The organism is Gilvibacter sp. CC01 (assembly GCF_055755295.1).
The window spans coordinates 2,706,762-2,729,840 of record NZ_CM146909.1; the positions used below are offsets into that span (position 1 = coordinate 2,706,762).

23 protein-coding genes are annotated in these 23,079 nt (G+C 41.1%); all 23 read left to right on the forward strand.

Annotated features, from left to right (window positions below; all coding sequences use genetic code 11):
* Positions 1-48: 48 nt before the first annotated feature.
* Positions 49-987 (forward strand): hypothetical protein, encoded by a 939-nt coding sequence (locus AC0J2F_RS12790; protein ID WP_473007977.1) that lies wholly within the window; start codon positions 49-51, stop codon positions 985-987.
* Positions 988-1,145: 158 nt separating this feature from the next.
* Positions 1,146-1,913, forward strand: a complete 768-nt coding sequence (locus tag AC0J2F_RS12795) for a polysaccharide deacetylase family protein (RefSeq protein ID WP_473007978.1) — start codon at positions 1,146-1,148, stop codon at positions 1,911-1,913.
* A 93-nt stretch (positions 1,914-2,006) separates the two neighbouring features.
* A complete protein-coding gene (locus AC0J2F_RS12800) occupies positions 2,007-3,029 on the forward strand; it encodes a glycosyltransferase (RefSeq protein ID WP_473007979.1) in 1,023 nt (340 codons plus the stop codon).
* Positions 3,026-3,772, forward strand: a complete 747-nt coding sequence (locus tag AC0J2F_RS12805) for a sulfotransferase (protein ID WP_473007980.1) — start codon at positions 3,026-3,028, stop codon at positions 3,770-3,772. The genes AC0J2F_RS12800 and AC0J2F_RS12805 overlap by 4 nt, the downstream gene beginning before the upstream one ends.
* On the forward strand, positions 3,762-4,409 hold the full coding sequence (locus tag AC0J2F_RS12810) for a sulfotransferase family 2 domain-containing protein (RefSeq protein WP_473007981.1): 648 nt from the start codon (positions 3,762-3,764) through the stop codon (positions 4,407-4,409). Before AC0J2F_RS12805 ends, AC0J2F_RS12810 begins: the two co-directional genes overlap by 11 nt.
* Positions 4,406-5,110 carry a sulfotransferase family 2 domain-containing protein gene (locus AC0J2F_RS12815; RefSeq protein ID WP_473007982.1) on the forward strand — a complete coding sequence of 235 codons (705 nt, stop codon included), beginning with the start codon at positions 4,406-4,408 and terminating at the stop codon, positions 5,108-5,110. Before AC0J2F_RS12810 ends, AC0J2F_RS12815 begins: the two co-directional genes overlap by 4 nt.
* Positions 5,111-5,119: 9 nt before the next feature.
* Entirely contained in the window at positions 5,120-5,809 is a 690-nt protein-coding gene (locus tag AC0J2F_RS12820) for a sulfotransferase family 2 domain-containing protein (protein ID WP_473007983.1), read from the forward strand.
* A 105-nt stretch (positions 5,810-5,914) separates the two neighbouring features.
* Positions 5,915-7,405, forward strand: a complete 1,491-nt coding sequence (locus AC0J2F_RS12825; protein WP_473007984.1) for a lipopolysaccharide biosynthesis protein — start codon at positions 5,915-5,917, stop codon at positions 7,403-7,405.
* 3 nt (positions 7,406-7,408) lie between these two features.
* Positions 7,409-8,425 carry a glycosyltransferase gene (locus AC0J2F_RS12830; protein ID WP_473007985.1) on the forward strand — a complete coding sequence of 339 codons (1,017 nt, stop codon included), beginning with the start codon at positions 7,409-7,411 and terminating at the stop codon, positions 8,423-8,425.
* A gap of 77 nt (positions 8,426-8,502) precedes the next feature.
* Entirely contained in the window at positions 8,503-9,591 is a 1,089-nt protein-coding gene (locus tag AC0J2F_RS12835; protein ID WP_473007986.1) for a glycosyltransferase, read from the forward strand.
* Between the two features lie 2 nt (positions 9,592-9,593).
* Positions 9,594-10,610: a polysaccharide biosynthesis protein gene (locus tag AC0J2F_RS12840; protein WP_473007987.1), complete on the forward strand. Its 1,017-nt coding sequence runs from the start codon at positions 9,594-9,596 to the stop codon at positions 10,608-10,610.
* On the forward strand, positions 10,607-11,728 hold the full coding sequence (locus tag AC0J2F_RS12845) for a polysaccharide biosynthesis C-terminal domain-containing protein (protein ID WP_473007988.1): 1,122 nt from the start codon (positions 10,607-10,609) through the stop codon (positions 11,726-11,728). Before AC0J2F_RS12840 ends, AC0J2F_RS12845 begins: the two co-directional genes overlap by 4 nt.
* A gap of 54 nt (positions 11,729-11,782) precedes the next feature.
* Complete coding sequence (gene wecB / locus AC0J2F_RS12850; RefSeq protein WP_473007989.1) at positions 11,783-12,925, forward strand: non-hydrolyzing UDP-N-acetylglucosamine 2-epimerase; 1,143 nt, start codon at positions 11,783-11,785, stop codon at positions 12,923-12,925.
* Positions 12,926-14,140 (forward strand): glycosyltransferase family 4 protein, encoded by a 1,215-nt coding sequence (locus tag AC0J2F_RS12855; protein WP_473007990.1) that lies wholly within the window; start codon positions 12,926-12,928, stop codon positions 14,138-14,140.
* On the forward strand, positions 14,127-14,738 hold the full coding sequence (locus AC0J2F_RS12860; RefSeq protein ID WP_473007991.1) for a sugar transferase: 612 nt from the start codon (positions 14,127-14,129) through the stop codon (positions 14,736-14,738). Before AC0J2F_RS12855 ends, AC0J2F_RS12860 begins: the two co-directional genes overlap by 14 nt.
* A gap of 47 nt (positions 14,739-14,785) precedes the next feature.
* A complete protein-coding gene (locus AC0J2F_RS12865; RefSeq protein WP_473007992.1) occupies positions 14,786-15,790 on the forward strand; it encodes a 3-oxoacyl-ACP synthase III family protein in 1,005 nt (334 codons plus the stop codon).
* 14 nt (positions 15,791-15,804) lie between these two features.
* Positions 15,805-16,035: an acyl carrier protein gene (locus AC0J2F_RS12870; protein WP_473007993.1), complete on the forward strand. Its 231-nt coding sequence runs from the start codon at positions 15,805-15,807 to the stop codon at positions 16,033-16,035.
* 2 nt (positions 16,036-16,037) lie between these two features.
* Positions 16,038-17,084, forward strand: coding sequence for a ketoacyl-ACP synthase III (locus tag AC0J2F_RS12875; RefSeq protein WP_473007994.1), 1,047 nt, complete (start codon positions 16,038-16,040; stop codon positions 17,082-17,084).
* The gene (locus AC0J2F_RS12880; RefSeq protein ID WP_473007995.1) at positions 17,084-17,833 is read left to right on the forward strand and encodes an SDR family NAD(P)-dependent oxidoreductase; all 750 of its coding nucleotides are present in this window, start codon (positions 17,084-17,086) and stop codon (positions 17,831-17,833) included. Before AC0J2F_RS12875 ends, AC0J2F_RS12880 begins: the two co-directional genes overlap by 1 nt.
* On the forward strand, positions 17,814-18,461 hold the full coding sequence (locus AC0J2F_RS12885) for a PglD-related sugar-binding protein (RefSeq protein WP_473007996.1): 648 nt from the start codon (positions 17,814-17,816) through the stop codon (positions 18,459-18,461). Before AC0J2F_RS12880 ends, AC0J2F_RS12885 begins: the two co-directional genes overlap by 20 nt.
* A gap of 2 nt (positions 18,462-18,463) precedes the next feature.
* Positions 18,464-19,597, forward strand: coding sequence for a DegT/DnrJ/EryC1/StrS family aminotransferase (locus AC0J2F_RS12890; protein ID WP_473007997.1), 1,134 nt, complete (start codon positions 18,464-18,466; stop codon positions 19,595-19,597).
* Between the two features lie 16 nt (positions 19,598-19,613).
* A complete protein-coding gene (locus tag AC0J2F_RS12895) occupies positions 19,614-21,650 on the forward strand; it encodes a polysaccharide biosynthesis protein (RefSeq protein ID WP_473007998.1) in 2,037 nt (678 codons plus the stop codon).
* Positions 21,651-21,660: 10 nt separating this feature from the next.
* Positions 21,661-23,019 (forward strand): hypothetical protein, encoded by a 1,359-nt coding sequence (locus tag AC0J2F_RS12900; RefSeq protein ID WP_473007999.1) that lies wholly within the window; start codon positions 21,661-21,663, stop codon positions 23,017-23,019.
* Positions 23,020-23,079 lie beyond the last annotated feature (60 nt).

Genomic DNA, 23,079 nt, shown 5'->3' on the forward strand with positions numbered 1-23,079 from the left:
TACTTAAAAGAATACTTAAATTCGAGTAAGATTGAGAATTTATTATTTATGGAAATATATCAAGACAATAGTCTAAAGAGCATAAAGGACTTAGCTGAATTGCAGACAGCGATCTGGAAGAATCCATCGGATGGGGTGTTCAACAAGACCAAATGGGCCTTTTTAAATGACCACAGTTATCTATTGACTTGCAGGGATGATGATTTGTTTGTAGGTGCTAGAGGTGCTATTATATGGCCTTTGTATAATGTCAATTGCAATTCCTGGCAGTTTCATGGTACCTGTATCAATCCAAAGTACCAAAGAAGAGGGATTTTCTCAAAGTTGAATTTGGTTTTTTTGGATGAGCACCCGAATGATCTAATCTATAATGTTTCTGTTGAGAAGTCCATGTTGGGATACAAGAAGTTAGGATGGCATTACCGGCATGATGCCTACAGATTGACCAAAATTTATAAGCCCGCTAAGGTAATAAGGCGCATAAAAGAGTCGTTCGTCATTCGACGCCCTGAGCCTACCCCAAACCAGGAGTTTGATTTCTCTATATTTGAAGATCTTTTTGAAAAGAGAAGGGAATTCTTAGGAGATAATGTGATTCAAACCGCATATGATCAAGATTTCATTACATGGAGATTGTCTAGTGTAGATGAGGGTTATAAATTCTTCGAATTCGAGGGGTCGATAATAGTTTTTAAATTAATAGACAATCAGGTTAAACACGCGGTGATCGGTGAGGTTTTTTTAAAGAACTACAATTATGCTACTTTCAGACTTTTGTTAAAACGATTCAGAAGAGATGTCCGCCCTGATTTGATTTCTACCTATCTATCAGAGGATCACGGATTATTTCGGTTTTACAAAAGATCATTGTTCATGAAGATAGGTAAAGGAATAAACTGGGGTATCATGTCTAAAAATGACGAAACACTGCAGAATTATGCAAGTTCGAAATGGGCATTGAGTTATTTGGATATTGACACTTTTTAGACCTTGTTCACTTATATTATTGCTACACCCAATCCAGTAGGGTGCCTTTTTTAGAACGAAGAAGCTCCCGATCCAGAAGATAAAAAGAAAGCTGGAGTTGCTTTAGAAACACCTATGATTGTTTATTTTTGTCTTATCCGATAAGGTTATACCGTTTAATGAGACAAACAGTACGAGACATTTACCTAAGGATCTTCGGGAATCTGAGAAGACCCATCAGTGGGGTTCATATCATAAATAGCCATCATGTTACTCCAAATGTGCCTAGTTCAGAAGACAAGAAAGTAATGCATGATTTTATGGCATACCTGAATAATTTTGCCACCTTTATCACTTTGCCTGAGGCTGTCGAACGAATAGAGAAAAATGAGATTGATGACCGCATATACATGACCTTTACTTATGACGATGGCTTTGAAGAATGTTATTCCGTGATTGCGCCTGTATTAGAGGAATTTGGAACGCGTGGAACCTTTTTTATCAATGCAAATTACCCAGAATCTGATTTGGAATATCAAGCAGGATTCAATGAGCGTGTAGTTACCTTTAACAAAAGCCCCATGAACTGGGATCAGATTAAAGATCTGCACGATCGTGGTCATCTTATCGGATCGCACACTTTAGACCATTATAATCTTGCCGATCTGGATGAAGAAGAGATCGATTATCAATTGCGAGAGAATAAAGAGATCCTCGAGCAAAAACTCAATTATCATTGCACGCATTTTGCATGGACCTATGGCGGTATGCAACACTTCCCTGATAAAGCCTTGGAGATTAGTAATAAATATTACAAGTATATCTACAGTGGCACTGATTTTAAGCATTATTACAGCAGGGGTGGACAAGTAATCAACAGAAGACATCTTGAGGCCAATTGGCCAAAATCTCACCTCCGGTATTTTTTATCACACTCAAGGAGTTAGGGACACATTAATTCTGGCTTTAAAACTGTGTTTTGAGAGCTAATTGGTTATTTTTGCTATTCTAATAATCAGTCCAAAACATCTCACTATACCATGGTTCTTTTAGACGCGCTGTACATAAATCAAAGTGGAGGAAAAGTACTGCTAGATTATCTTATTGAAACCTTTGAGGCTAAAGGTCTTAATTGTTATTACCTGCTGGATGCTCGTCTTATTGATAATTATACAGAGATTCCTAAAGATAGAGTAGAATACATGCCGGCCAGTCTTTTTAAACGCCATAGGTTCTACAAAAAGAACAAGGACCGTTTCGACAGAATATTGTGTTTTGGTAATCTGCCCCCATCAGTTAAATGCAAGGGTAGCGTGTACACCTTTTTTCATCAATCACTTTATTTAGAAGTGCCTAAGAATATTGGTTTTATACAAAAATATACACTTAAGTTGAAATCGGGTATCTTAGGTGCTCTGATTAAAAATACCAATAACTTTCTGGTACAAACACCAACCATAAAGAAAGGTCTCATAAAACGATATAGTTTAGCCCAAGATATGGTTTGGGTAATGCCCTTTTATCCTTCCTTACCCGATCCTGACAAGACCATAACAACCGTTGAGAATTCATTCATATATGTTAGTAGTGGGGCAGAGCACAAGAACCACCCAAGACTTCTGGTTGCATTCGAAAAATTTTATAAAGAGCATGGTAAGGGTGAACTCGTCGTTACAGTGCCTGAATTTTTTCAAGAGACCTTTGCACTAATCAAAAAGTTGCAAGAGCAGGGAATACCTATCAAAAATATCGGCTATATAGCTCATGGTGATTTAAGCAGTTACTACGCCGCGGCAGAATATATGATCTTTCCATCTTTGGCCGAATGCTTACCGCTTGGTTTGGTTGAATCCATGCAATTCGACCTAAAAGTACTGGGTGCAGATCTGGATTATACCTACGAAGTACTTGAACCCTCTGTTAGTTTTAACCCCTTGGATATAGAGGAGATCTACGCTGCATTCTGTAAGACACTCAACAACGATATCCCCCAGACCAAACCTGTTGTCTCAAATCAGATCGACAAGATCGTTGAGCTCATGCAAACAGTCGGGGTGCAATGAATAAAGTATTAATTACCTCGCAAGGCAGAACCGCAACCCTGAGTTTAAGCCAAAGTTTGGATAAGCTAGGGGGAGTCCGCAGTTTTCATGAAAGATCTGCCATTGATAGCCCCCACTTTTTATTTAGAAGTCAATCTTCTGATAATAGGGAGGAGGTACTTACTTATTTAAAAAGCGAGGACCAGTTTGCCACAACCTTAAACACGGCACATTACGTTGCCGTAAATCCATATTACAGGTTTACCGGAGACCTCTTGCGGCAGCATTTTGGCTGGAAGGTTGCTCATATAGTTAGACACCCTAAGACCTACCTAGAAAGTGTTTATGTAAGAAACACCGTTACACCAACTGATAAAGGTGAGTATCGTTTGCCGGTTGAAGAAGATCCCTTCTACTCTCAATGGGGCTCGGCCACTCGTTTTGAGCGGCTTTGTTGGTATTATGCCAAGACTTTGGTGTACTTTGCCAACTCAGATATTAATTGGTACAAATTTGAGGAGATAATTGCCGATGTAATTGCTTTGAACAAGATGCAAGAAGACTTGGGTCTGCCTGTATTCCCCGATGACTTTAAACTTCCGCAGACAAATTCCAGACCCGGCTACAGACAGCGTCTTAAATACCATCTGGGTCTGTCAATTAAACCCAAACCCTTAAATTGGGGGCAGCTTAAGGAGCATGAATTAAAGACCTATCACCAATTTTTCGATCCTTTGGCCAAGCATTTTAATTATGATCTATAAAGACTGGTATTTATATAAGAAGGTCTATTTAAGCTGGATCCGTTCCAAGCAACTGAACAGCTACTTGCAGCAGATACAAAGTGGTGCCAAGCCTCTGTTCATTCATATAAACCGTACTGGGGGTACATCCATTACTGAAGGCTTGGGAATAACCGCCATTCATTATACTTTGGCGCAATACGAGCAATTCTGGCAACAGAAGTTCGGCCGCCCTCTCCCGCTTGAAACACCTGTTATCACTGCAGTGAGAAATCCTCTGGAGCGGGCTGTGTCCCAATATTTTTACCGGCTAAAGCACAACCAGAACAAAATAGCTTCCCAATCCATATCCTTTAGCGATTGGTTGGCCGAGGTGCATGTTGAAAAGAACCCTGTTTACAGGGATCGCGAGATCATGTTCATGCCACAGGCGCATTGGATAAAAGGGAGCCAGGATTACCCCAAGAAAATTATCCGCTTTGAGGAGCTAATGCAAGATTACAACCGGCTTTTAAAAGATTATCACCCCGGTGAGCTGCCCTGGAAGAAGCCTTCTGGCCGGCCCCCGGTCAGTGAAGTGCTTAGCCAGGCTGATAGAGAACTTCTTTTAAAGGTGTATGCTGTTGATTTTAAGTCTTTTAATTATCCTGCTGAATGATCATTAAAAGTTGCAATACAGTCTTTGTGCATGTACCAAAAACAGCGGGGCAAAGCATGGAAAATGCCCTTTTGAAACATTTGGGAAAGGATAGAACAACAGCCGGGGCAGCATTTTTGTTGCGCAAAAACGAGGATCCGGCCATAGGCCCGCCGCGGCTGGCGCATCTTACTGCTATGCAATATGTGAGTTGTGGTCATTTGACCCCCGAGGTATATGCCGATAGTTTTAGTTTTGGCTTTGTGCGCGATCCCTGGGCGAGGACAGTATCCCTTTATCGGTATAGTGGCTTAGCCTCTTTGATAGATTTCACAACTTTTGTCAATGAATATTTGGAATTGCTGATAAGGGACAGGCATTGGTTTTACAGACCACAGACCGATTTCTTATTCGATAAAGATGATAAGCAGGCGGTGAGTTTTATTGGCAGGTTAGAAAATGTACAATCCGATTGGAAATACTGCTGTCAGCAAATGGGGTTGCCTGTATTACCATTGCGCAAGGATAATGCCACCAAACCCAGTGCTCTTTTATCACCCAAAAGCCTGAAGTGGTTGGCCATTTACCCACGGCTCCTGTGCCAAATAAGCATTAAAACTACCGGCCAGAAGTACTATAAAGACTATTATAGTGCAAACACCCAAGTTGTAGTAAGCCAATTATACCAGCGCGATTGCCGTCTTTTAAACTACAATTTCTGACCAAGCGGTATGATCATCTCTCACCATCATAAATTCATCTTCATTAAGACTCGTAAAACGGCCAGTACGTCTGTTGAAATAGCATTGAGTACTATCTGCCAAGATGGTGATGTTTTAACGCCAATGGATAAGACAGATGAGAAACTAAGAGCGAAGATCTCCGGCAGGACTGCTCAGAATTATCACATCCCCTGGTCAGATCAGAAACCTGCAGATCTTCTGCGAAGTATAAAGCATTTAAAACAAAGCAGCTATACCAATCATATTTCAGCCGAAAAAATGATAAAGAGTCTTGGCAGATCAACCTGGGATGCCTATTTCACCTTTTGTTTCGAGCGTGAACCCCTGGCCAAACTAATCTCTCATTATCAATGGCAAAAGCTCAAAGGATATATAGCAACTCCCCAACAGTACATAGCTAAAAAGGCATATTTAAAGATCACAGCCTCAAAGCTCTACCTGGGCGCTGATGGAAAACCCCTGGTAGACAAAGTATATAAAATGGAAGAAATGAACAGTGCCCTGGCCGATATCGATGTGCGTTTAGGTTTACAGGGAAAACTTAGCAAAATGCCTGCGATAAGTTCAAAAAAGAGTGCCCCCGCCACAGAGAATGAGATTGAATATCTTAAAGGTGAATTCCAAGATAAATTATCCGATGCGTTTAAGTTCGAGACCAGATTGTATGACGGTTATTGAGGGAGTCCTGCCTGTTATTCAGCTTAATTCTGCACTTTAAGCAGAATTTGCTGCCATGTTCTAAAGAATTGTTTTAAATTTTCAACAAACATCCCATAACAACTTTTGACTAATAAACTAAGCAAATCATTTGTATATAAAGGGCTGCAGACAGGGGGTTTTACCTTGTATTCCCTTTTACTTATTCCTTTGCTGATCCGCTATTGGGATGCCGCTACCTACGGTAGCTGGATAGCAATTTACGCCCTGTATAACCTGATACAGGTGGTGGAGTTTGGGCATAATACCTACGTAGGTAATGCCTTCAATACCCTTGTTAACCTGGATAAGGAAAAGGCCAAAGATACACTTGGCGCGGCCTTTCGAGTGAATATACTGTCCGGTCTTGCCCAAATGCTCATCCTTTGGGTAATATACAGGATAGGGGCTTTTAATTTTTTTATCGATAGCAAGATGACCTATGATGAGGTCGCTATTATACTCTTCTTGTTGTTCCTTTATCGTATTACAATTGGCTCATACCGAGGTTTACTGGTCAAGATCCTAAACCCTTTCGGCTATATATACAAGTCTTATCAGTTCTCCATTATAGAACGTCTTATTGAGTTTGTAGTGCTCACTTCGGCCGCTTTTACCGGTATTTCACTGATTAAAATGACGCTGATCTGGTTTATCACCAAAAGCCTTTATTCGTTGGGTATTTTGGTCTACATAAAAAAACTCCTCCCCGAGTATTTTCCCTGGTGGAAGCACGGAAGTTTCAAACTGGGGTTAAAGAACTTCAGGCGTTCAGTCGCCTATATGGTAAGTACCTTTATGGAGCGGTTTGTTAGTGATGGGGTGCTTCTTGTGATCTCTCCGCTTTTAGGCACAGAATTCTTACCGGCTTTTGTAGCAACCCGCTCTATTGTGAATTTCAGCGTTAAGGTAGGGGACATAATCTTAAGCCCTTTAGGCCCCGAGATGATAAACCTTTACGCCAACAAGATGCGAGAAAGACTGATGCGTATCTTTAGTTATTATTGGTCCATAACCGGTAGTTTATTGGTTGTCGGGTTTACGGCATCTATTTTTCTGATAGAACCGGTCTTCGAGATCTGGACCAGTGGTAAGATAAGATTCAGACCGATGCTTTTCTATGGCCTGGCAGTTGCAGCAGTACTAAAGAATTACGGTGCGGTCTTGTATACCTTTCTAATGGGTATCAATAAAGCAAGGACCATAGTATTTACCGCCTTCTTGCGCTCTGCTGCGCTGATGCTGGGTATTTATCTATTATATCCCATGGGGGTCAAGGGAATTGTGATCTCTTTCATTGTGGCCGAGTTGCTATCCAGTATCTTATGGCTTCCTTTCTGCTACTCAAGAGCTATGGAGTACAAAGTGAACAATGCCTCTTCTTTTCTTATTAATCCTTTGGTGACAATGTCATTGGCCGCTACTTTTTACATAGATTACCGCGGGTTAAACGGGCTTTGGACAGGTCTTATGTTCTTAATAAGTACCCTTTTACTTTATATACAGTTCAGGAGTATTCAAACTACAGCTCAAGCCAGGTTGAATGGGCTCTGGGGCCGGGTAAAAAAGCTTATTTAGACCATGAGAAGGCAGAAAGTTCATTTTGTCTATCGCAAACCCAACCCGGGTAATTATAGCATTGAGCATGTTTTCGACCAGTTGACTGCGTATTGGGAATCATCAAAGGATACAATAATACTCCCTAAGAAGATCCGGCTAAAACGCACTTATGATCTCCTTACTTTTCTGGCTTGCTTTTTACGCAGTCTGTTAGTAATCTACAGGGTGGTGCATATAACCGGGGGTTGTAATTATATGGTCATGGCATTTCCATTTACTAAGCGCATATTGACTGTCCATGATCTGTTCTACCTCGATAAAGGCAAGATCAGATACAGAAAACTTTATACCTATCTGTTTTATACCCTACCCGTACGGTATGCCAGCATCATAACCGTGGTATCCGAGCAGACCAAAAATGAACTGCTTTGTTATTTCCCCAGAGCCGCTAAAAAAGTGGTGGTAATTGCAAACCCGCTGGATGCGTCGCTAGAACAGCTAAGTAAAGATGTTCAAAAGGCAGCCAGGCCCAAGGGTCCTATCAACATATTGCAGTTGGGCAGCAAATCGCTTAAGAACTATAAGAACCTGATTTTAGCAGCAAAGGATCTAGATGTTAATTTCACTTTTGTACATGGAGAAACTGCTGCTGTCAATGCTCTCTTAGCTCAGCATCAATTATCTGATAGGGCAAAAGTGCTATCAGGGCTTAGCTTTTCTGAACTCACAGCAGTATATCTGGCAGCTGATGTGCTGTTTTTCGCATCTTATGCTGAGGGTTTTGGGTTACCGCTTATAGAAGCCCAAGCCATCAATTTACCGGTAATAACCTCAGATCTAGAGCCGATGCGGTCTTTGGCTCCTTTCTCGATCTTGGTTGCTCCCGATGATATTGAACAGATAAGAGAAGCGATAGCAAGCATAATTTCTACAGGGGTAAATGCGGAATCTTTAAAGGCCGCTTCACAATTTACAGGGCAATTCAAGGTGGCAAAGATCGCTACACAATACCAGAAGCTTTATTTGCCTGCCGGGTAATTTTATAAGTCGTACTTTCTTTGTTTCTTTGCGTGGTTGCCTCAGGGGGCTTTCTCAAGGCTGTAAAACCTTAGCGATTGATTACGATACTCACACCAAGTTTTCCACCCATTTCTGATTTCGGAGGCCCTAATAAATCATTGGCTGGTGTCTGCCATTTGTTACACAAAGAAGGGATTAAATATCAGGTTATCGCTAAGAACATAAAAGGCCCCGTGGTCAATGATGTAGGTGATTATGACAATCCCAATGTGCATTTTGAAAGCCGTATAACTTTAGGTAAGCTTATCAAGGCCTTTAGAGCATCTGATCTTATCTGGATAAATACCCTTTACAGTTTTTCTTTTTCTGTTATTCCGGTTCTGGCTTTGCTTTTTGTTTCTAAAAAAAAGGTGCTTGTAAGCCCCAGAGGGCAACTTCTCAAAGGGGCCATGAATACTAAAAAACGATTATATCTACAGGTATTTGAATTAGTGCTGCGCTTATCGAGAAATGAAATTTGGGTACATTATTCAAACCTACCAGAGGCCCAAGATTCATATACCATATTCAACCGTTACCCCAAGGTGCAATTCAATAATGTGATCTCTGGGCAGATCGCTGAGCAAGAAATTGACACAGAACCCCGAACAATTTTTACACTAGGCTATTTTGGCCGGGTTTCACCAATAAAGAATATTGAATTTCTCTTAGAATTGCTAGCCGGGCTTCCTACAGATGTTTGCCTTGAGATACACGGTTCCAGAAACGACGAAAAATATAACAAACGCCTCGATGAACTTGTTAACTCCCTGGGAATTTCCGCACGAGTTAAGTTTTGCGGTAGTTACAATAGGCTTACATTTGCAGAGCGCCTGGCAAAGGTTGATCTGGTGGTCATTTCATCGATATCAGAGAGTTTTTGCCATGTTTTCTTTGAAGCTATTGAGTATAGGAAATTGGTTTTGGCAAGTACCGGTTTGCCCTGGGCAGAAGCTAATACCAGGGTAGACCAAACCCTGTTGCCTTTAGATCTGGATTTGTGGAAGAGCAGGGTCTTGGCAATAAAGAGTTTTGATAAACAAACCTACAAAGCCCAGCAGGATAAACTGGTAGATTATTATAAAAAGGTGTTCTTAGCTACAAATAAGGATACATTAAAGGGCTTAAAAGAGATTTTAGAATAACTATGGAATTAAAGAATAAGAAATTATTGATCACGGGTGGTACAGGTTCTTTCGGTAATGCTGTACTGTCGCGTTTTTTAGATACGGATCATTTCTCTGAGATCCGCATTTTCTCTCGTGATGAAAAAAAGCAAGACGATCTAAGACGCAAACTGTCAGACCCTAAGGTGAAATTCTATATAGGCGATGTACGCGATTACAAGGCTGTAGACATTGCCATGCGTGGGGTTGATTACGTTTTTCACGCCGCAGCCCTTAAGCAAGTGCCTTCTTGTGAGTTCTTCCCTGTGGAGGCCGTAAAGACCAATGTGTTGGGTACCGAGAATGTGTTAGAGGCCGCCATTAAGAACAATGTGGCCAATGTGGTGGTACTAAGCACCGATAAAGCGGTGTACCCCATCAACGCTATGGGTATCTCTAAGGCCATGATGGAGAAAGTACTGGTAGCCAAATCCAGAAATTCCGGCAACACGGTAATTAGTGGTACCCGCTACGGTAATGTTATGGCTTCGCGTGGTTCTGTTATCCCATTATTTGTCGAGCAAATGCAAGCCGGCAATGATCTTACCATTACAGACCCTAATATGACCCGCTTTATGATGACATTAGAAGATGCAGTAGACCTGGTCTTATTCGCCTTTAACAATGCCCGCCCCGGGGATATGTTCGTACAAAAGGCGCCTGCTGCTACCATTGAGGTATTGGCAAAGGCCCTCAAGGAGCTTTACAAGAGCGATGCTGGTATTAAAGTCATTGGAACCAGACACGGGGAAAAATTATACGAATCCCTTCTTACCCGAGAGGAGGTTATAAAGGCTGAGGACCTGGGTGATTATTATCGAATACCTGCGGACAACCGCGATCTTAACTACGCCAATTACTATTCCAAAGGAGAAGTGGATATGAGTGCTATAGAAGATTACCACTCCCACAATACCCACAGGTTGGATGTAGCAGGAATGAAAGAATTGCTCTTAAAGCTCGATTTCATTCGGGAAGACATAAATAACCAGGTATGATAAAAGTTGGAATTACCGGGCAGGAAGGCTTTATGGGCCACCATTTGTTCAACTTTTTGGGCACAAAAACTGAGACCGTACAGCGCGTGGCCTATGACCGCAGTGTTTTTGATGACCAAGAGCTGCTCAAGCAGTGGGTGAGCCAATGCGATGTCATTGTGCACATAGCTGCGATGAATCGTCATGAGGACCAACAAGTCATCTACGATACCAATGTAGGTCTTGTCAATAAGCTTATAAGTGCTTGTGAGGAAGCTGCAGTTACCCCCAAAATCATCTTCAGTTCATCTACCCAGGAGGAGCGCGATAACCTCTATGGAAAATCCAAGCGCGATGGGCGCAAAGCCTTAGAAGATTGGGCAGCAAAAAACAAGGCTACTGTTGCCTCTATGGTGATTCCCAATGTATTTGGGCCTTTTGGTGTGCCATTCTACAACTCTTTTATCGCCACTTTCTGCCACCAGTTGAATCACGGTGAGCAACCCAGTATTCATCAGGATGCCGAGGTTTCTCTCATTTATATCAATGAGTTACTGGAAGCATTTTACCTAAACATCATCAATGAGCGCGAAGGAGCTTATATCGATAGTGTAGCCCCAACCTCAAAACACAAGGTGTCTGAGATCCTAGAGAAATTGGAAAACTTTAAAGAGACCTATGTAGACAAAGGCGCCGTTCCGGATATCAACGATCCCTTCAGTCTTAATCTTTTCAACACTTTTACCTCTTTTATCCCTAAGGACTACTTTCCGCGTAAGTTCACCAAACACACCGATGATAGGGGAGCCTTTGTTGAGATCATGCGTGCCGCTACGGCCGGGCAATCGTCTTATTCTACCACTGTGCCGGGAATAACCCGGGGCAACCATTACCATACCCGTAAAGTAGAGCGTTTTGCAGTTATCAGTGGTAAGGCATCCATAAAACTAAGAAAGATCAACACCGATAAGGTCTATGAATATATCCTGGATGGTGATACCCCTGCCTATGTGGATATGCCCATCTGGTATACCCATAACATCACCAATATTGGTTATACCGAGCTCATTACACTCTTCTGGATCAATGAACCCTATGACCCCGCAGACCCCGATACTTACTTTGAAACAGTAGACTAAAGGGTAGTTTTTGTGAATTTTTAAACCTATTTTTGTCTGCAGAAAAACCTACCGATGAAACAACTAAAAGTGGTTACGGTTGTTGGGACAAGACCAGAGATCATTCGCCTTGCCTGTGTGATGAAGGCCCTGGATGCCAACCCGGCCATTGAGCACATTTTAGTGCATACCGGCCAAAATTACGATTACGAACTTAACGAGATCTTTTTTGAGGACCTGGGCATTAGAAGACCCGATCACTTTCTAGAAGCTGCAGGGAAGAATGCTACAGAGACCGTAGGCCGTATTTTGATCGCTATAGACCCCATTTTAGAAGAAGTTAAGCCCGATGCCTTCCTTGTGCTGGGCGATACCAATTCCTGCCTTTGCGCCATCCCGGCCAAAAAACGCAAGATACCCGTATTCCATATGGAGGCGGGCAACCGTTGTTTCGATCAGCGCGTACCGGAGGAGACCAACCGTAAGATAGTGGATCATGTTTCTGATATAAACCTCACTTACAGCGATATAGCCAGGGAATACCTGTTGCGCGAGGGTTTATCACCCGACCGCGTGATAAAGACCGGTAGCCCTATGTTCGAGGTACTTAACCAGTTCAAAGATAAAATTGAGACCTCGGATGTGCTTGAGCGGCTAAAGCTAAACAAGCACGAGTATTTTGTGGTTTCTGCACACCGCGAGGAGAATATCAGTGACCCTGATAACTTTAACGGGCTCATTGAATCCCTTAATACCATAGCAGATAGGTACGATTACCCCGTTATAGTATCTACCCATCCCAGAACGCGCAATATGCTTGCGGCTAAAGAGGTTAAGACACACAATAACGTTCAATTCTTAAAACCTCTTGGCTTTAGTGATTACAATGCCCTGCAGGCCAATGCTTTCGCAGTATTGTCCGATAGCGGCACCATCAGCGAGGAGTCTTCTATTTTAAATTTTCACGCACTCAATATTCGCCAGGCCCACGAGCGCCCTGAGGCCATGGAAGAAGCCTCGGTAATGATGGTAGGGCTGCAGCAGGAGCGAATTTTGCAGGGTTTGCAGGCTCTATCTGTACAGCAGCGAAACCCCGGGCGCAATTTCAGGCCGGTAGCCGATTACAGCATGCCCAATGTCTCAGAAAAAGTAGTGCGTATCATCATATCCTATACCGATTATGTGAATCGGGTGGTGTGGTCAAAAAATAACAGCTAAATGAAACCTAAAGTTCTTTACTTAGCTTTGACCTTTGCTAAATTAGGACAGGCTAATAGTCTGTACTCGGATTTGATGGAAGAGTTCAGTGATAGAGGGCATGAGGTCTATATACTTGCGTCGACTTCAGACCAAAAGAATGTTGGGTATTCAAAAGAAGGAAAGTTGCATGTTATTAGAGCTAAAGTCCCAAAACATCAGAATGTTGGTAATATTCAGAAGGGAATTTCTAATATGTTACTTCCTATAGCTTACAAAAGAGCATTAAAGAAATATTTGCCTAAATCGGTGGATTTTGATTTGGTTATAACACCAACTCCTCCAATAACTTTGGCAAAACTGGCCTGTTACATTAAAAAAAAATTTAACGCAGAATACTATTTGATTCTTAGAGATATATTTCCACAAAATGCGGTGGATTTAGGCTTTATGAGAAAACAAGGGGCGATACATACCTTTTTTAGAAAAATGGAAAAGAAGATGTATTCGTATGCAGACCATATCGGATGCATGTCACCAGCTAATGTATCTTATGTTAAACAGAACAACCCTGAGGTATTAGAACAAAAACTTCACATATTACGGAACTGGCAACGCAAAATAACGGTTTCGGAAAAAACTAAAGAACAACTAAAGGAGAAGTTTAAAGTTAGCGGTAAGTTCGTGTTGTTCTTTGGAGGTAATATTGGCAAGCCTCAAAAGATCGAGAATTTACTTCACCTTGCGGAAAACTATAGGCACGATTCAGAATTAAGTATGGTCATTGTTGGTTCCGGGACTGAGGCAAAAAGACTAGAAACTGAGATTTCTAAAAGAAAGCTATATAACATTAAGTTGATTGATGCCCTTCCAAGAGATCGATATTTTGAGGTTATGCAAATGGCCGATATTGGTTTGATAAGTCTTGATGAGCGCTTTACGATTCCGAATCTTCCATCCAAAGTGCTCTCATATTTTAACGCTAAGTTGCCGGTCGTAGCTATTGTCGATCGCAGTACAGACTTCGGTAGTTGGGTACAGGACGAAATTAAAGCGGGTTTTTGGAACACCTTTGACAACATGGAAGAGATTGTACAGCGAATTAATCAAATTCGTAATGACAAAAAATTGCACGAGCAGTTAGGAATGAACGGATACAATTATTTTTGTAAGAATTTATTGGTTGCTAATGCTTATGAGGTTATAATGGATAGAATGTCGAATGAGCCTATATAAAAACATATTAAAACCAATTTTGGATTGGGTAACGGCATTAGTTATGATTTTGCTATTGCTGCCGGTTTTTGTCTTTTTGACGATCTTGCTGATTTTCAATAACAATGGACGCCCTTTCTTTTTTCAAGTTCGTCCAGGTAAGAATGCCAAATTATTCAAGATCATTAAGTTCAAAACTATGACTGATAAAAGGGACATCAATGGAAACCTGCTCCCTGACGATAAACGTTTGACAAAATTAGGTGCATTCATCAGAAAAACCTCTTTAGATGAAATACCACAACTGATAAATGTGATCTTAGGCCATATGAGCTTAGTTGGACCGAGGCCTTTATTACCAGAATATTTGGAGTTATATTCTGCGGAGCATCGTAAGCGGCACCATGTAATACCCGGTATAACTGGTTGGGCTCAAGTAAACGGTCGCAATGCGATCTCGTGGAAACGCAAACTTGATTTTGATGTGTATTACGTTAATAATCAAAGTTTTTATTTAGATCTTAGGATATTGTTTTTAACAGTAAAAAAGGTATTTATTAGTGAAGGAATTACAAATTCTGAAGGAATTACGATGAATAGGTTTGAAGGTTATCAATAAAATATTTTAGTGCAATAGGAACTTGCATTATTTTTACCAATGTTTATATGATGGGATCTAAAATACGAGCAATTGAGTACGCCCTGCCAGATAAGGAGGTTGATAACATGCAACTTCAGGAAGAGTTTCCGCATTACGATTTTGACAAGTTTGCTCGGAAGGTTGGTATTCATTCGCGGCGTGTTGTTACCGACGAAACCGCCTTAGATCTTGCAGTATTGGCTTGCGAGAAGCTGAGAACTCGTGGTTGTGATTTAAATACGGTGGACTATATTCTATATTGCACACAGAGTCCAGAGTATTTTTTACCAACTACTGCTTGTATTCTGCAAGATAGATTGGGCCTGTCGAATAATGTAGGTGCTTTTGATTTTAATTTAGGTTGTTCAGGATTTACCTATGGTCTAAGTATGGCCAAAGCGTTTATACAGTCCAATCAAGCAAAAAACGTTCTATTAGTTACCGCAGAAACTTATAGTCGTTATATCCATCCTAAGGACAGAACTAATCGATCAATTTTTGGTGATGCGGCTGCCGCTACACTGATCGGTCATAGTGAGGATAGTTTAATAGGATCATTTAAAGTTGGTAGCGATGGTTCTGGTTACGACAAGTTAATAGTAAAAAATGGAGCTTGTAAGTATCCAAGGGACGAATCAAGTGTTGAGAAAGAATTTGGCACAAGCATTTATTCGGACAACCATCTGTTTATGAACGGTCCTGAAATATTTAATTTTACTTCTAAAGAAATACCTCGCTTTACACAAGAAGTTCTAAGATTAAATAATAAAACAATAGAAAGTGTAGATCAGTTTATTTTTCATCAGGCAAATTCTTATATGTTGGAATATCTTAGAAAGAGGATAAAGATCCCAAAAGAAAAGTTTTATAACAACATGAAAATGATTGGAAATACAGTTTCTAGCACTATACCTATCGCACTAAAGCAATACAGCTCGTCAATTAATAAGAGTGAAGATATTGTTGTAATAGGTTTCGGAGTAGGGCTTTCCTGGAGCGGTGGTTTAATAACAATTAATACAAATTTGTAACTCAATATTAAAAGATGACTAAAGAAGATTTTTATAAAGAATTAATTGAAGAATTAGAGATTGAAGAGACAGTCGATAAGGACACTAATATTAAGGATCTTGATGAGTGGGATTCCATGACAGCAATGGTCTTAATTGGATTCGTTTCCGATAATTTCGATGTAATTCTAAACGCAGATGATATTGCAGCATTGAGCACCTTGGAGTCTATTGCCGATCGTATTGGCAACGAAAAGTTTGACTGATCATGATCCAATCTTTCAGTAATATCATAATTAAAGCGATAACAGCTAGTGTACCAAAGAAAACAGTTACAAGAGAGGAATTCGCTGATACTTTTACCGAGAAAGAACTAAACAAGTTCGAAAAGACAACCGGAATAAAAGAAAGAAGATTTGCGGACCAAAATGTTACTGCGTCAGATCTTGGTTTTGATGCGGCGAATCGGTTACTGAAGGAGGAGAATTGTAAAGACGAGATTAGAGCGCTGATTTTTTTAAGTCAAACACCAGATTATAAAATACCATTTACTTCTAATCTTCTTCAAAAACGTTTAGGACTCGAACCTGAAGTGCTCTGTATTGACATTAATGCCGGCTGTGCAGGCTTCGTGCAAGGTCTTGGTGTATGTTATTCTATGGCTCAGTCAATCAATGGTAAGATACTATTCGTTGTGGCCGAGACACTTTCTAAGCTGTTGTCATTAAAGGACAAGTCTACTGCAGCTATCTTCGGTGATGGAGCGGCAGCTTTAATAATAGAAAAAGACGAATCGTCCTCCGCAAGTGCCTATTTTAACTATTTTTCAGATGGGGACAATGCGGATGCAATTATGGTGCCCGAAGGCGGAGCACGTGAACCTTTTAATGACAGTTCTTTAGATGATTTGATTGACGATAACGGCAGTGTTAGGAATAACACAAATCTTTATATGGATGGTCCGCGTGTATTTGATTTTACATTGAGAGAAATACCAAAAAGTATCACTATTTTATTCGAAGATACAGGTAAGAAAGCAGCAAACATAGATGTGTTTTGTTTCCATCAATCCAATCGATTCATAATTAAGCAGATTTCTAGGATCTTAGGTATTCCCCAAGAAAAAATTGTGTTAAACATAGAACGTTTTGGAAATACCAGCGGGGTGTCAATTCCGTTGTTGATCGTTTCCGAATTAGAGAGTAACAAGGAGCGTGAAGTTCTGTTTTGTGGTTATGGCGCCGGATTGAACTGGGCTAATTGTATAACTAAACTCACAGAGAATACTACGATCTACGAACTAAATGAGATTTAATGATTTTTAAGGAAACAGAAGGCCGAAATTATTTGGTTACTGGTGCAACCTCAGGAATTGGTTTAGGCGTTACAAAAGAACTTTTGTCGCAAGGAGCAAACGTTTTTGGTGTCGGAAGAAATTTGAATAAAGTTCCTGATGAAGTCAGCTCGAATGAAAGATTTACGTTTATTAGTTTTGATTTGACCAATATTGAAGGTATCAAAATTGCCATTGCGAGTGCTTTAGGTAATAACACTAAATTGGATGGATTCGTTTCGTCGGCTGGCCGAGAAGAAACAATACCCCTAAGTATTTACAACGCAGAGAAGATTAAGGAACTTTTTAATTTGAACTTTTTTTCGAATTTTGAGCTATTGCGAATGTTTGGAAAAAAGAAATTGATAAATACTGGGGCCTCTATCGTGTTGGTTAGCTCTGTTATGGGTGAATTAGGACAACCAGGAATAGCCGGGTATTGCTCAACAAAATCAGCACTTTTAGGTCTTGTTAGGAGCGCAGCTTTAGAGTTTGCCCCTAGAAAGATTAGGGTGAATGCTATTTCTCCGGGTGTGGTTAATACACCCATGTCAGCTAAGTTTTTTGCTTCGTTGGCTGACGAGAATGTTGAACGTATAAAATCTATGCATCCCTTAGGTATTGGTGAGGTTTCACAAGTTGTACCTTCTATCATATTTCTTTTATCTGACCAATCCACTTGGATGACGGGTCAAAACATAAAAATAGACGGTGGATACTCTATTCAATAAATCTGAAGTGGCAATCATAGGAGGTGGTGGCCTTGGTAGAGAGATTGAAAGCTGGTTTGACCGCTCAAATCTTTCTAAAGAATTTAAATTGTCTGGATTTGTGGATGATAATCCGAATGTAACTAATGGAAAATCAACGCTGCCGGTTTTAGGAGGCCTGAATATTGATGTTCTTCGAGAAGCTAAGAATTTAATAATAGGCATTGCCGATTCTAAAATAAAACGTAAAGTTCTAGATATATACTATCAGTATGGTGGGTTCGAAATATTAAATTTTGAACATGATCTTGCTTTATCCGGTAAACATTCGACTAATGGTTTAGGTCTTGTGCGCACACCATTTACAGTTGTTTCTTGTAATTGTGATATTGGAGATGCAGTGCTAATCAATAGTGGGTCTCAAATTGGTCATGATGTCAAAATTGGAAATTACTGTAATATAATGGCAAATGTTGATATTGGTGGTAACGCCGTTATTGAAGACGACGTATTTATTGGTTCAAGATCAGTCGTTCTTCCTGGCATTAGAGTTGTCAAAGGCACTAAAATCGGAGCAGGATCAGTCATAGTAAGGAATATTAATGTACCTGGGACTTATTTTGGAAATCCTGGAAAGCGAATTTTTTAGGTTTGGAAAAAAAAATATGGTTATCCTCACCCCATATGGGAGGTACCGAACAGCAATATGTAAACGAGGCCTTCGCGCAAAACTGGATAGCACCTCTGGGGCCTAATGTGACCGGTTTTGAAAAGGCTCTGGAGGATTATCTGGGCGGTAATGATCATGTAGCATGTTTGTCATCTGGTACAGCTGCCATTCACCTTGCGTTATTGCATGCAGGAGTAGGCCCGGGTGATGAGGTGCTTTGCCAAAGTTTCACCTTTTGCGGTACTTCAAACCCCATAATCTACCAAGGAGCAACTCCTGTTTTTGTGGATAGCGAAACCAGTACCTGGAACATGTGTCCCAACCATTTGGAGAATGCCATAAAAAGTCGTTTGGCGGCAGGGGTTAAACCCAAAGCTGTTATGGTGGTTCATTTATATGGTATGCCGGCGCAAATAGATAAAATAGAGGCCATTTGTAAGCAGTATGGGATCTTTCTAATAGAGGATGCAGCCGAGGCCTTGGGATCCAGCTATAAGGGAAGAAAGTGTGGTACTTTCGGGGATCTTTCCATATTATCATTCAACGGTAATAAGATAATCACCACTTCTGGTGGTGGCGCCTTGGTTTGCCGTACCGAGGCCCAAAAAGAAAAGACCATATTCTGGGCAACCCAGGCCAGAGATAATGCGCCTCATTATCAGCACTCAGAGATCGGTTATAATTATCGGATGAGCAATATTGTGGCAGGTATAGGCAGGGGGCAGATGGAGGTGCTGGATAAACACGTAGAACTACGTAGAAAGAATCATGAGTTCTATCGCGAACTTTTTGCCGATTTTGATCTTGTTGAGGTTTTTAGCGAGCCTGATAATGACTCCTACAGCAATCATTGGCTATCGGCTGTAACATTTAAAATGTCCGATGAACGGCATAATAATGAAAATTTGCGTATATTTTTGCATGAATTTAACATAGAAAGCAGACCTTTGTGGAAGCCGATGCACCTGCAGCCTGTGTTTAAAGACACCATGTTCTACGGGGATGGCACGGCAGAAAAATTGTTTGAAAAAGGCTTGTGTTTGCCTTCTGGATCGAATATGACCGACGATGATCGGCATCGAATAAAGGAGGCATTACTTCAGTTTATGAAGTAGCACAAAGCAATCGCTTATGTCAGGAAAATTACAGAGCGCACTTAGAATAATACTATCTTCTAAGGACAATACATTAGACGTACGTAGTTTAAAGTATCTGCCCAGGTGGTGTGTATTACTTATAGATACCTTTTTGTTGGTATGTTCTATCGTATTGACAGCGATAGTCATGCAAGATCTACAGATTCAATATTTAAAATTACTCAATGCAACTCAACAGGTCTTAATGATCATAGGGGTTCATTTTGGGTTTATGTTGCTTTTTAAGACCTATGCAGGACTTATTAGACACAGCTCCTATATGGACGCCTTGAAGTTGCTTTTTGCTTCTGCGAGTACCTTTGGGGTATTGTTGGTATTCAACTATTCCATGCTTGCTATTAAGGGGGAAAAGATCTTCTTGAACTCTTCATTAGTACTTTACCTTTTCTTCTCTTTCACATTCTTATTCCTTTTCAGGCTAGCTGTTAAGCAGTTGTTCGAATACTTTAAGATCGCTCAGGTGGGCGAAGAAATGGAAAAAGCGGTTATTATTGGTATAGATGAAAATGCGATCTCTATTGCCGCTGCTTTAGACATTGAGCATCCGCAGCGATTCCAAATACAAGGTTTTGTGGCCACGCGAAACATTAATAAGCGTTTACAGATCTTGGGTAAACCGGTGATCAAGTTAGAGAGCAAGTTAAGCGATCAGATCAAAGAACTCAATGCAACCGCTGTTATCATGTCTGGAAGTGAACTTTCTGCTAATCAGAAATTCGCTATAGTGGAAGACTGTTTAGAACACGATATGAAGGTGTATAATTCACCACTTGTTCTAGACTGGAGTGAGAACAAATCCGTAGCCAACCAGTTAAAGAACCTACAGATCGAGGACTTGTTAGAAAGAGATCCTATCGTTCTACACAACGATGAAAAGATAAAGCAACTCAGCAATAAAACCATATTGGTGACGGGCGGTGCCGGATCCATCGGAAGCGAGATCGTGAGACAATTGGCCAATTTCAACCCTAAGTTGGTGTTGGTATTGGATCAGGCGGAGACGCCATTGCACAACTTAAGACTCGAACTGAAGAACAATCATCCAGATCTGAATATCAAATGTTTGATCTGTGACGTGGCCAATCGCAACCGATTGGGAATATTCTTTAAGAAGTACAATATTGACGTGATCTATCATGCGGCGGCTTATAAGCACGTTCCCCTTATGGAGGACAACTCTCCGGAGGCGGTGATCACAAACATTTATGGAACTAAGAACCTTGCAGACCTAGCGGTATTAAACAAAGTAAATCGTTTTGTGATGGTTTCTACCGATAAGGCAGTGAATCCGAGTAATGTGATGGGAGCCTCTAAAAGGGCTGCCGAGATGTATGTGCAGTCGCGAAACTACTACGTGAACGGTGAAGGAACTGCCTCTGAGACTAAGTTCATAACTACGCGTTTTGGTAACGTATTAGGATCTAACGGAAGTGTGGTGCCGCTCTTTAAGAAACAAATTGAGAAAGGTGGCCCCGTAACTATTACGCACCCAGATATTATCCGCTATTTCATGACCATCCCAGAAGCTTGCCAGCTCGTTTTGGAAGCTGGAGCCATGGGTAAAGGGGGAGAGATCTATATCTTCGATATGGGAGAGCCTGTTAAGATCATGGATCTAGCTAAAAAAATGATAAAACTGGCAGGTTATGAACCAGATAAGGACATCGCCATAAAAATTACTGGTCTACGTCCGGGCGAGAAGCTTTACGAAGAGCTTATTAGTGATTCCAGCCATGCTTTGCCAACGCATCATGAGAAAATCTTAATTGCTCGCGATGTGATCAAAGACTTTGATTTTGTCAGCAAAAAGATAAATAAGATCATAGAAGCAGCCTTGCATCACGACGACCACAGTGTTGTGACCAAAATGAAATCTCTTATTCCAGAATTCATCAGTAAGAACTCTGATTTCGAATGTTTGGACCTGAGCGAAGAAGAAATTTCCAAGGCTAAGGAGCAAGATGTTGATCATCCAGAGGTGGTCACACCTGAAATTCTTCAGAAAAAATAATTCAGCTAACATGCGTAGTCCCAAATTGTATTTACTACTCCTCTTGACTTTAGTGGGGAGTTTATCCATGCTTCATGCACAAGAATTAGATTATAAAGCAGAAGCTGGTCTTTCCTTACTAAGAAGTAGCCAGCGCAACCTGCCATTTTGGATGCAGGCAAATACCAATGGCGCAATTGGCAGTGAATCCAATTTCTTGATCCATGGAGGGTTGGAAGGTCATTATGTGTTAAGTAACGGCTGGAGACTATCTGGGAAAGCGAGTTTGTTCTATCGCGATGAGGTGCCAACCGAGTTGCAACGTGATGAGTTCTTTGGGCAATTGGATACCCCTTGGCTTTCTTTGGTTGTGGGCGCAAAACGTAATCGAGATCGCTTTGAAGGTTTAAGCACGGTACAAGACAACTTTTTATTAGCTGGAAATGCAAGGGCTATTCCTGGTGTTCTTGTGGAGGCTCCGCAAGCTTTAAAAATCTTTAAAGGCGTAGCTCTAGACTATGGGCTTGGTCATTATTGGCTTAACGACGATCGTTTTGTGGAAGATACTCGACTGCATTACAAGCGATTGGCTGCCATAATCAATATCAGCCCCAGAAGTACCGTCAGAGCTGGAATTCAGCATTATGCACAATGGGGAGGAAATTCACCAGAACGCGGGGAGCAACCTACTGGCTTTTCAGATTTTATCGATGTCTTTTTTGCCAGGCGCGGAGGAGATGCTGCTGCAGATACTGATCAGGCCAACGCCTTAGGAAATCATCTCGGAATCTACGAACTGGAAGTAAACCACAGAACGGCTTACGGAAACTTTCGTTTTTATCATCACCACCCTTTTGAAGACGGTTCCGGTACGCGATTAAAAAATGTACCAGATGGAATCTGGGGTTTTTATTTTGACCCGAACACTATCGATTATACCAGTTTCTTCAAGGGAATGGTCTTAGAATATTTCCAAACCACCGACCAAAGCGGGGAATTCGGAGATTCTGGTCGTGACAATTACTTCAGAAGTGGTGTTTATCGCTCCGGTTGGACCTACGATGGCAACATTTTAGGTTTACCTTTTATCTCTATGGATGCAACTGGCCTGGAGATAGGAAATAACCGCGTTAGAGGCGTCCATCTGGGTTTAAGCGCAGGGCGCAATGCTTGGCTGGTAAAGACCAAGCTTACTGCTTGGGAGAATTTTGGTTCCTTTCGTATGGACAATCGAATAGACCCTCCGCAGCAGATCCTCAATACCTTTGTAAGCTTTCAATATGATTTTGGTACCTACGGTATCTTAGAACTGCAAACCGCCGCAGATTGGGGCGATGGTTTTAGAGACACCTATGGAGTTAATCTGGGTTACCGTATAAGTATTCAATAAAAAAAGCCACCTCTTTTAAAGAGGTGACTTTCTCTAGACCGCAACTTTTGGCTCATGGGG

What these genes read in the sequence shown, in the direction of transcription:
- AC0J2F_RS12880 (WP_473007995.1), top strand. Translation starts at nt 17,084, where the DNA reads ATGATTTTTAAGGAAACAGAAGGCCGAAATTATTTGGTTACTGGTGCA.
- AC0J2F_RS12875 (WP_473007994.1), top strand. Translation starts at nt 16,038, where the DNA reads ATGATCCAATCTTTCAGTAATATCATAATTAAAGCGATAACAGCTAGT.
- wecB (WP_473007989.1), top strand. Translation starts at nt 11,783, where the DNA reads ATGAAACAACTAAAAGTGGTTACGGTTGTTGGGACAAGACCAGAGATC.
- AC0J2F_RS12855 (WP_473007990.1), top strand. Translation starts at nt 12,926, where the DNA reads ATGAAACCTAAAGTTCTTTACTTAGCTTTGACCTTTGCTAAATTAGGA.
- AC0J2F_RS12845 (WP_473007988.1), top strand. Translation starts at nt 10,607, where the DNA reads ATGATAAAAGTTGGAATTACCGGGCAGGAAGGCTTTATGGGCCACCAT.
- AC0J2F_RS12800 (WP_473007979.1), top strand. Translation starts at nt 2,007, where the DNA reads ATGGTTCTTTTAGACGCGCTGTACATAAATCAAAGTGGAGGAAAAGTA.
- AC0J2F_RS12830 (WP_473007985.1), top strand. Translation starts at nt 7,409, where the DNA reads ATGAGAAGGCAGAAAGTTCATTTTGTCTATCGCAAACCCAACCCGGGT.
- AC0J2F_RS12840 (WP_473007987.1), top strand. Translation starts at nt 9,594, where the DNA reads ATGGAATTAAAGAATAAGAAATTATTGATCACGGGTGGTACAGGTTCT.
- AC0J2F_RS12870 (WP_473007993.1), top strand. Translation starts at nt 15,805, where the DNA reads ATGACTAAAGAAGATTTTTATAAAGAATTAATTGAAGAATTAGAGATT.
- AC0J2F_RS12805 (WP_473007980.1), top strand. Translation starts at nt 3,026, where the DNA reads ATGAATAAAGTATTAATTACCTCGCAAGGCAGAACCGCAACCCTGAGT.
- AC0J2F_RS12820 (WP_473007983.1), top strand. Translation starts at nt 5,120, where the DNA reads ATGATCATCTCTCACCATCATAAATTCATCTTCATTAAGACTCGTAAA.
- AC0J2F_RS12895 (WP_473007998.1), top strand. Translation starts at nt 19,614, where the DNA reads ATGTCAGGAAAATTACAGAGCGCACTTAGAATAATACTATCTTCTAAG.
- AC0J2F_RS12860 (WP_473007991.1), top strand. Translation starts at nt 14,127, where the DNA reads ATGAGCCTATATAAAAACATATTAAAACCAATTTTGGATTGGGTAACG.
- AC0J2F_RS12795 (WP_473007978.1), top strand. Translation starts at nt 1,146, where the DNA reads ATGAGACAAACAGTACGAGACATTTACCTAAGGATCTTCGGGAATCTG.
- AC0J2F_RS12790 (WP_473007977.1), top strand. Translation starts at nt 49, where the DNA reads ATGGAAATATATCAAGACAATAGTCTAAAGAGCATAAAGGACTTAGCT.
- AC0J2F_RS12900 (WP_473007999.1), top strand. Translation starts at nt 21,661, where the DNA reads ATGCGTAGTCCCAAATTGTATTTACTACTCCTCTTGACTTTAGTGGGG.
- AC0J2F_RS12810 (WP_473007981.1), top strand. Translation starts at nt 3,762, where the DNA reads ATGATCTATAAAGACTGGTATTTATATAAGAAGGTCTATTTAAGCTGG.
- AC0J2F_RS12815 (WP_473007982.1), top strand. Translation starts at nt 4,406, where the DNA reads ATGATCATTAAAAGTTGCAATACAGTCTTTGTGCATGTACCAAAAACA.
- AC0J2F_RS12865 (WP_473007992.1), top strand. Translation starts at nt 14,786, where the DNA reads ATGATGGGATCTAAAATACGAGCAATTGAGTACGCCCTGCCAGATAAG.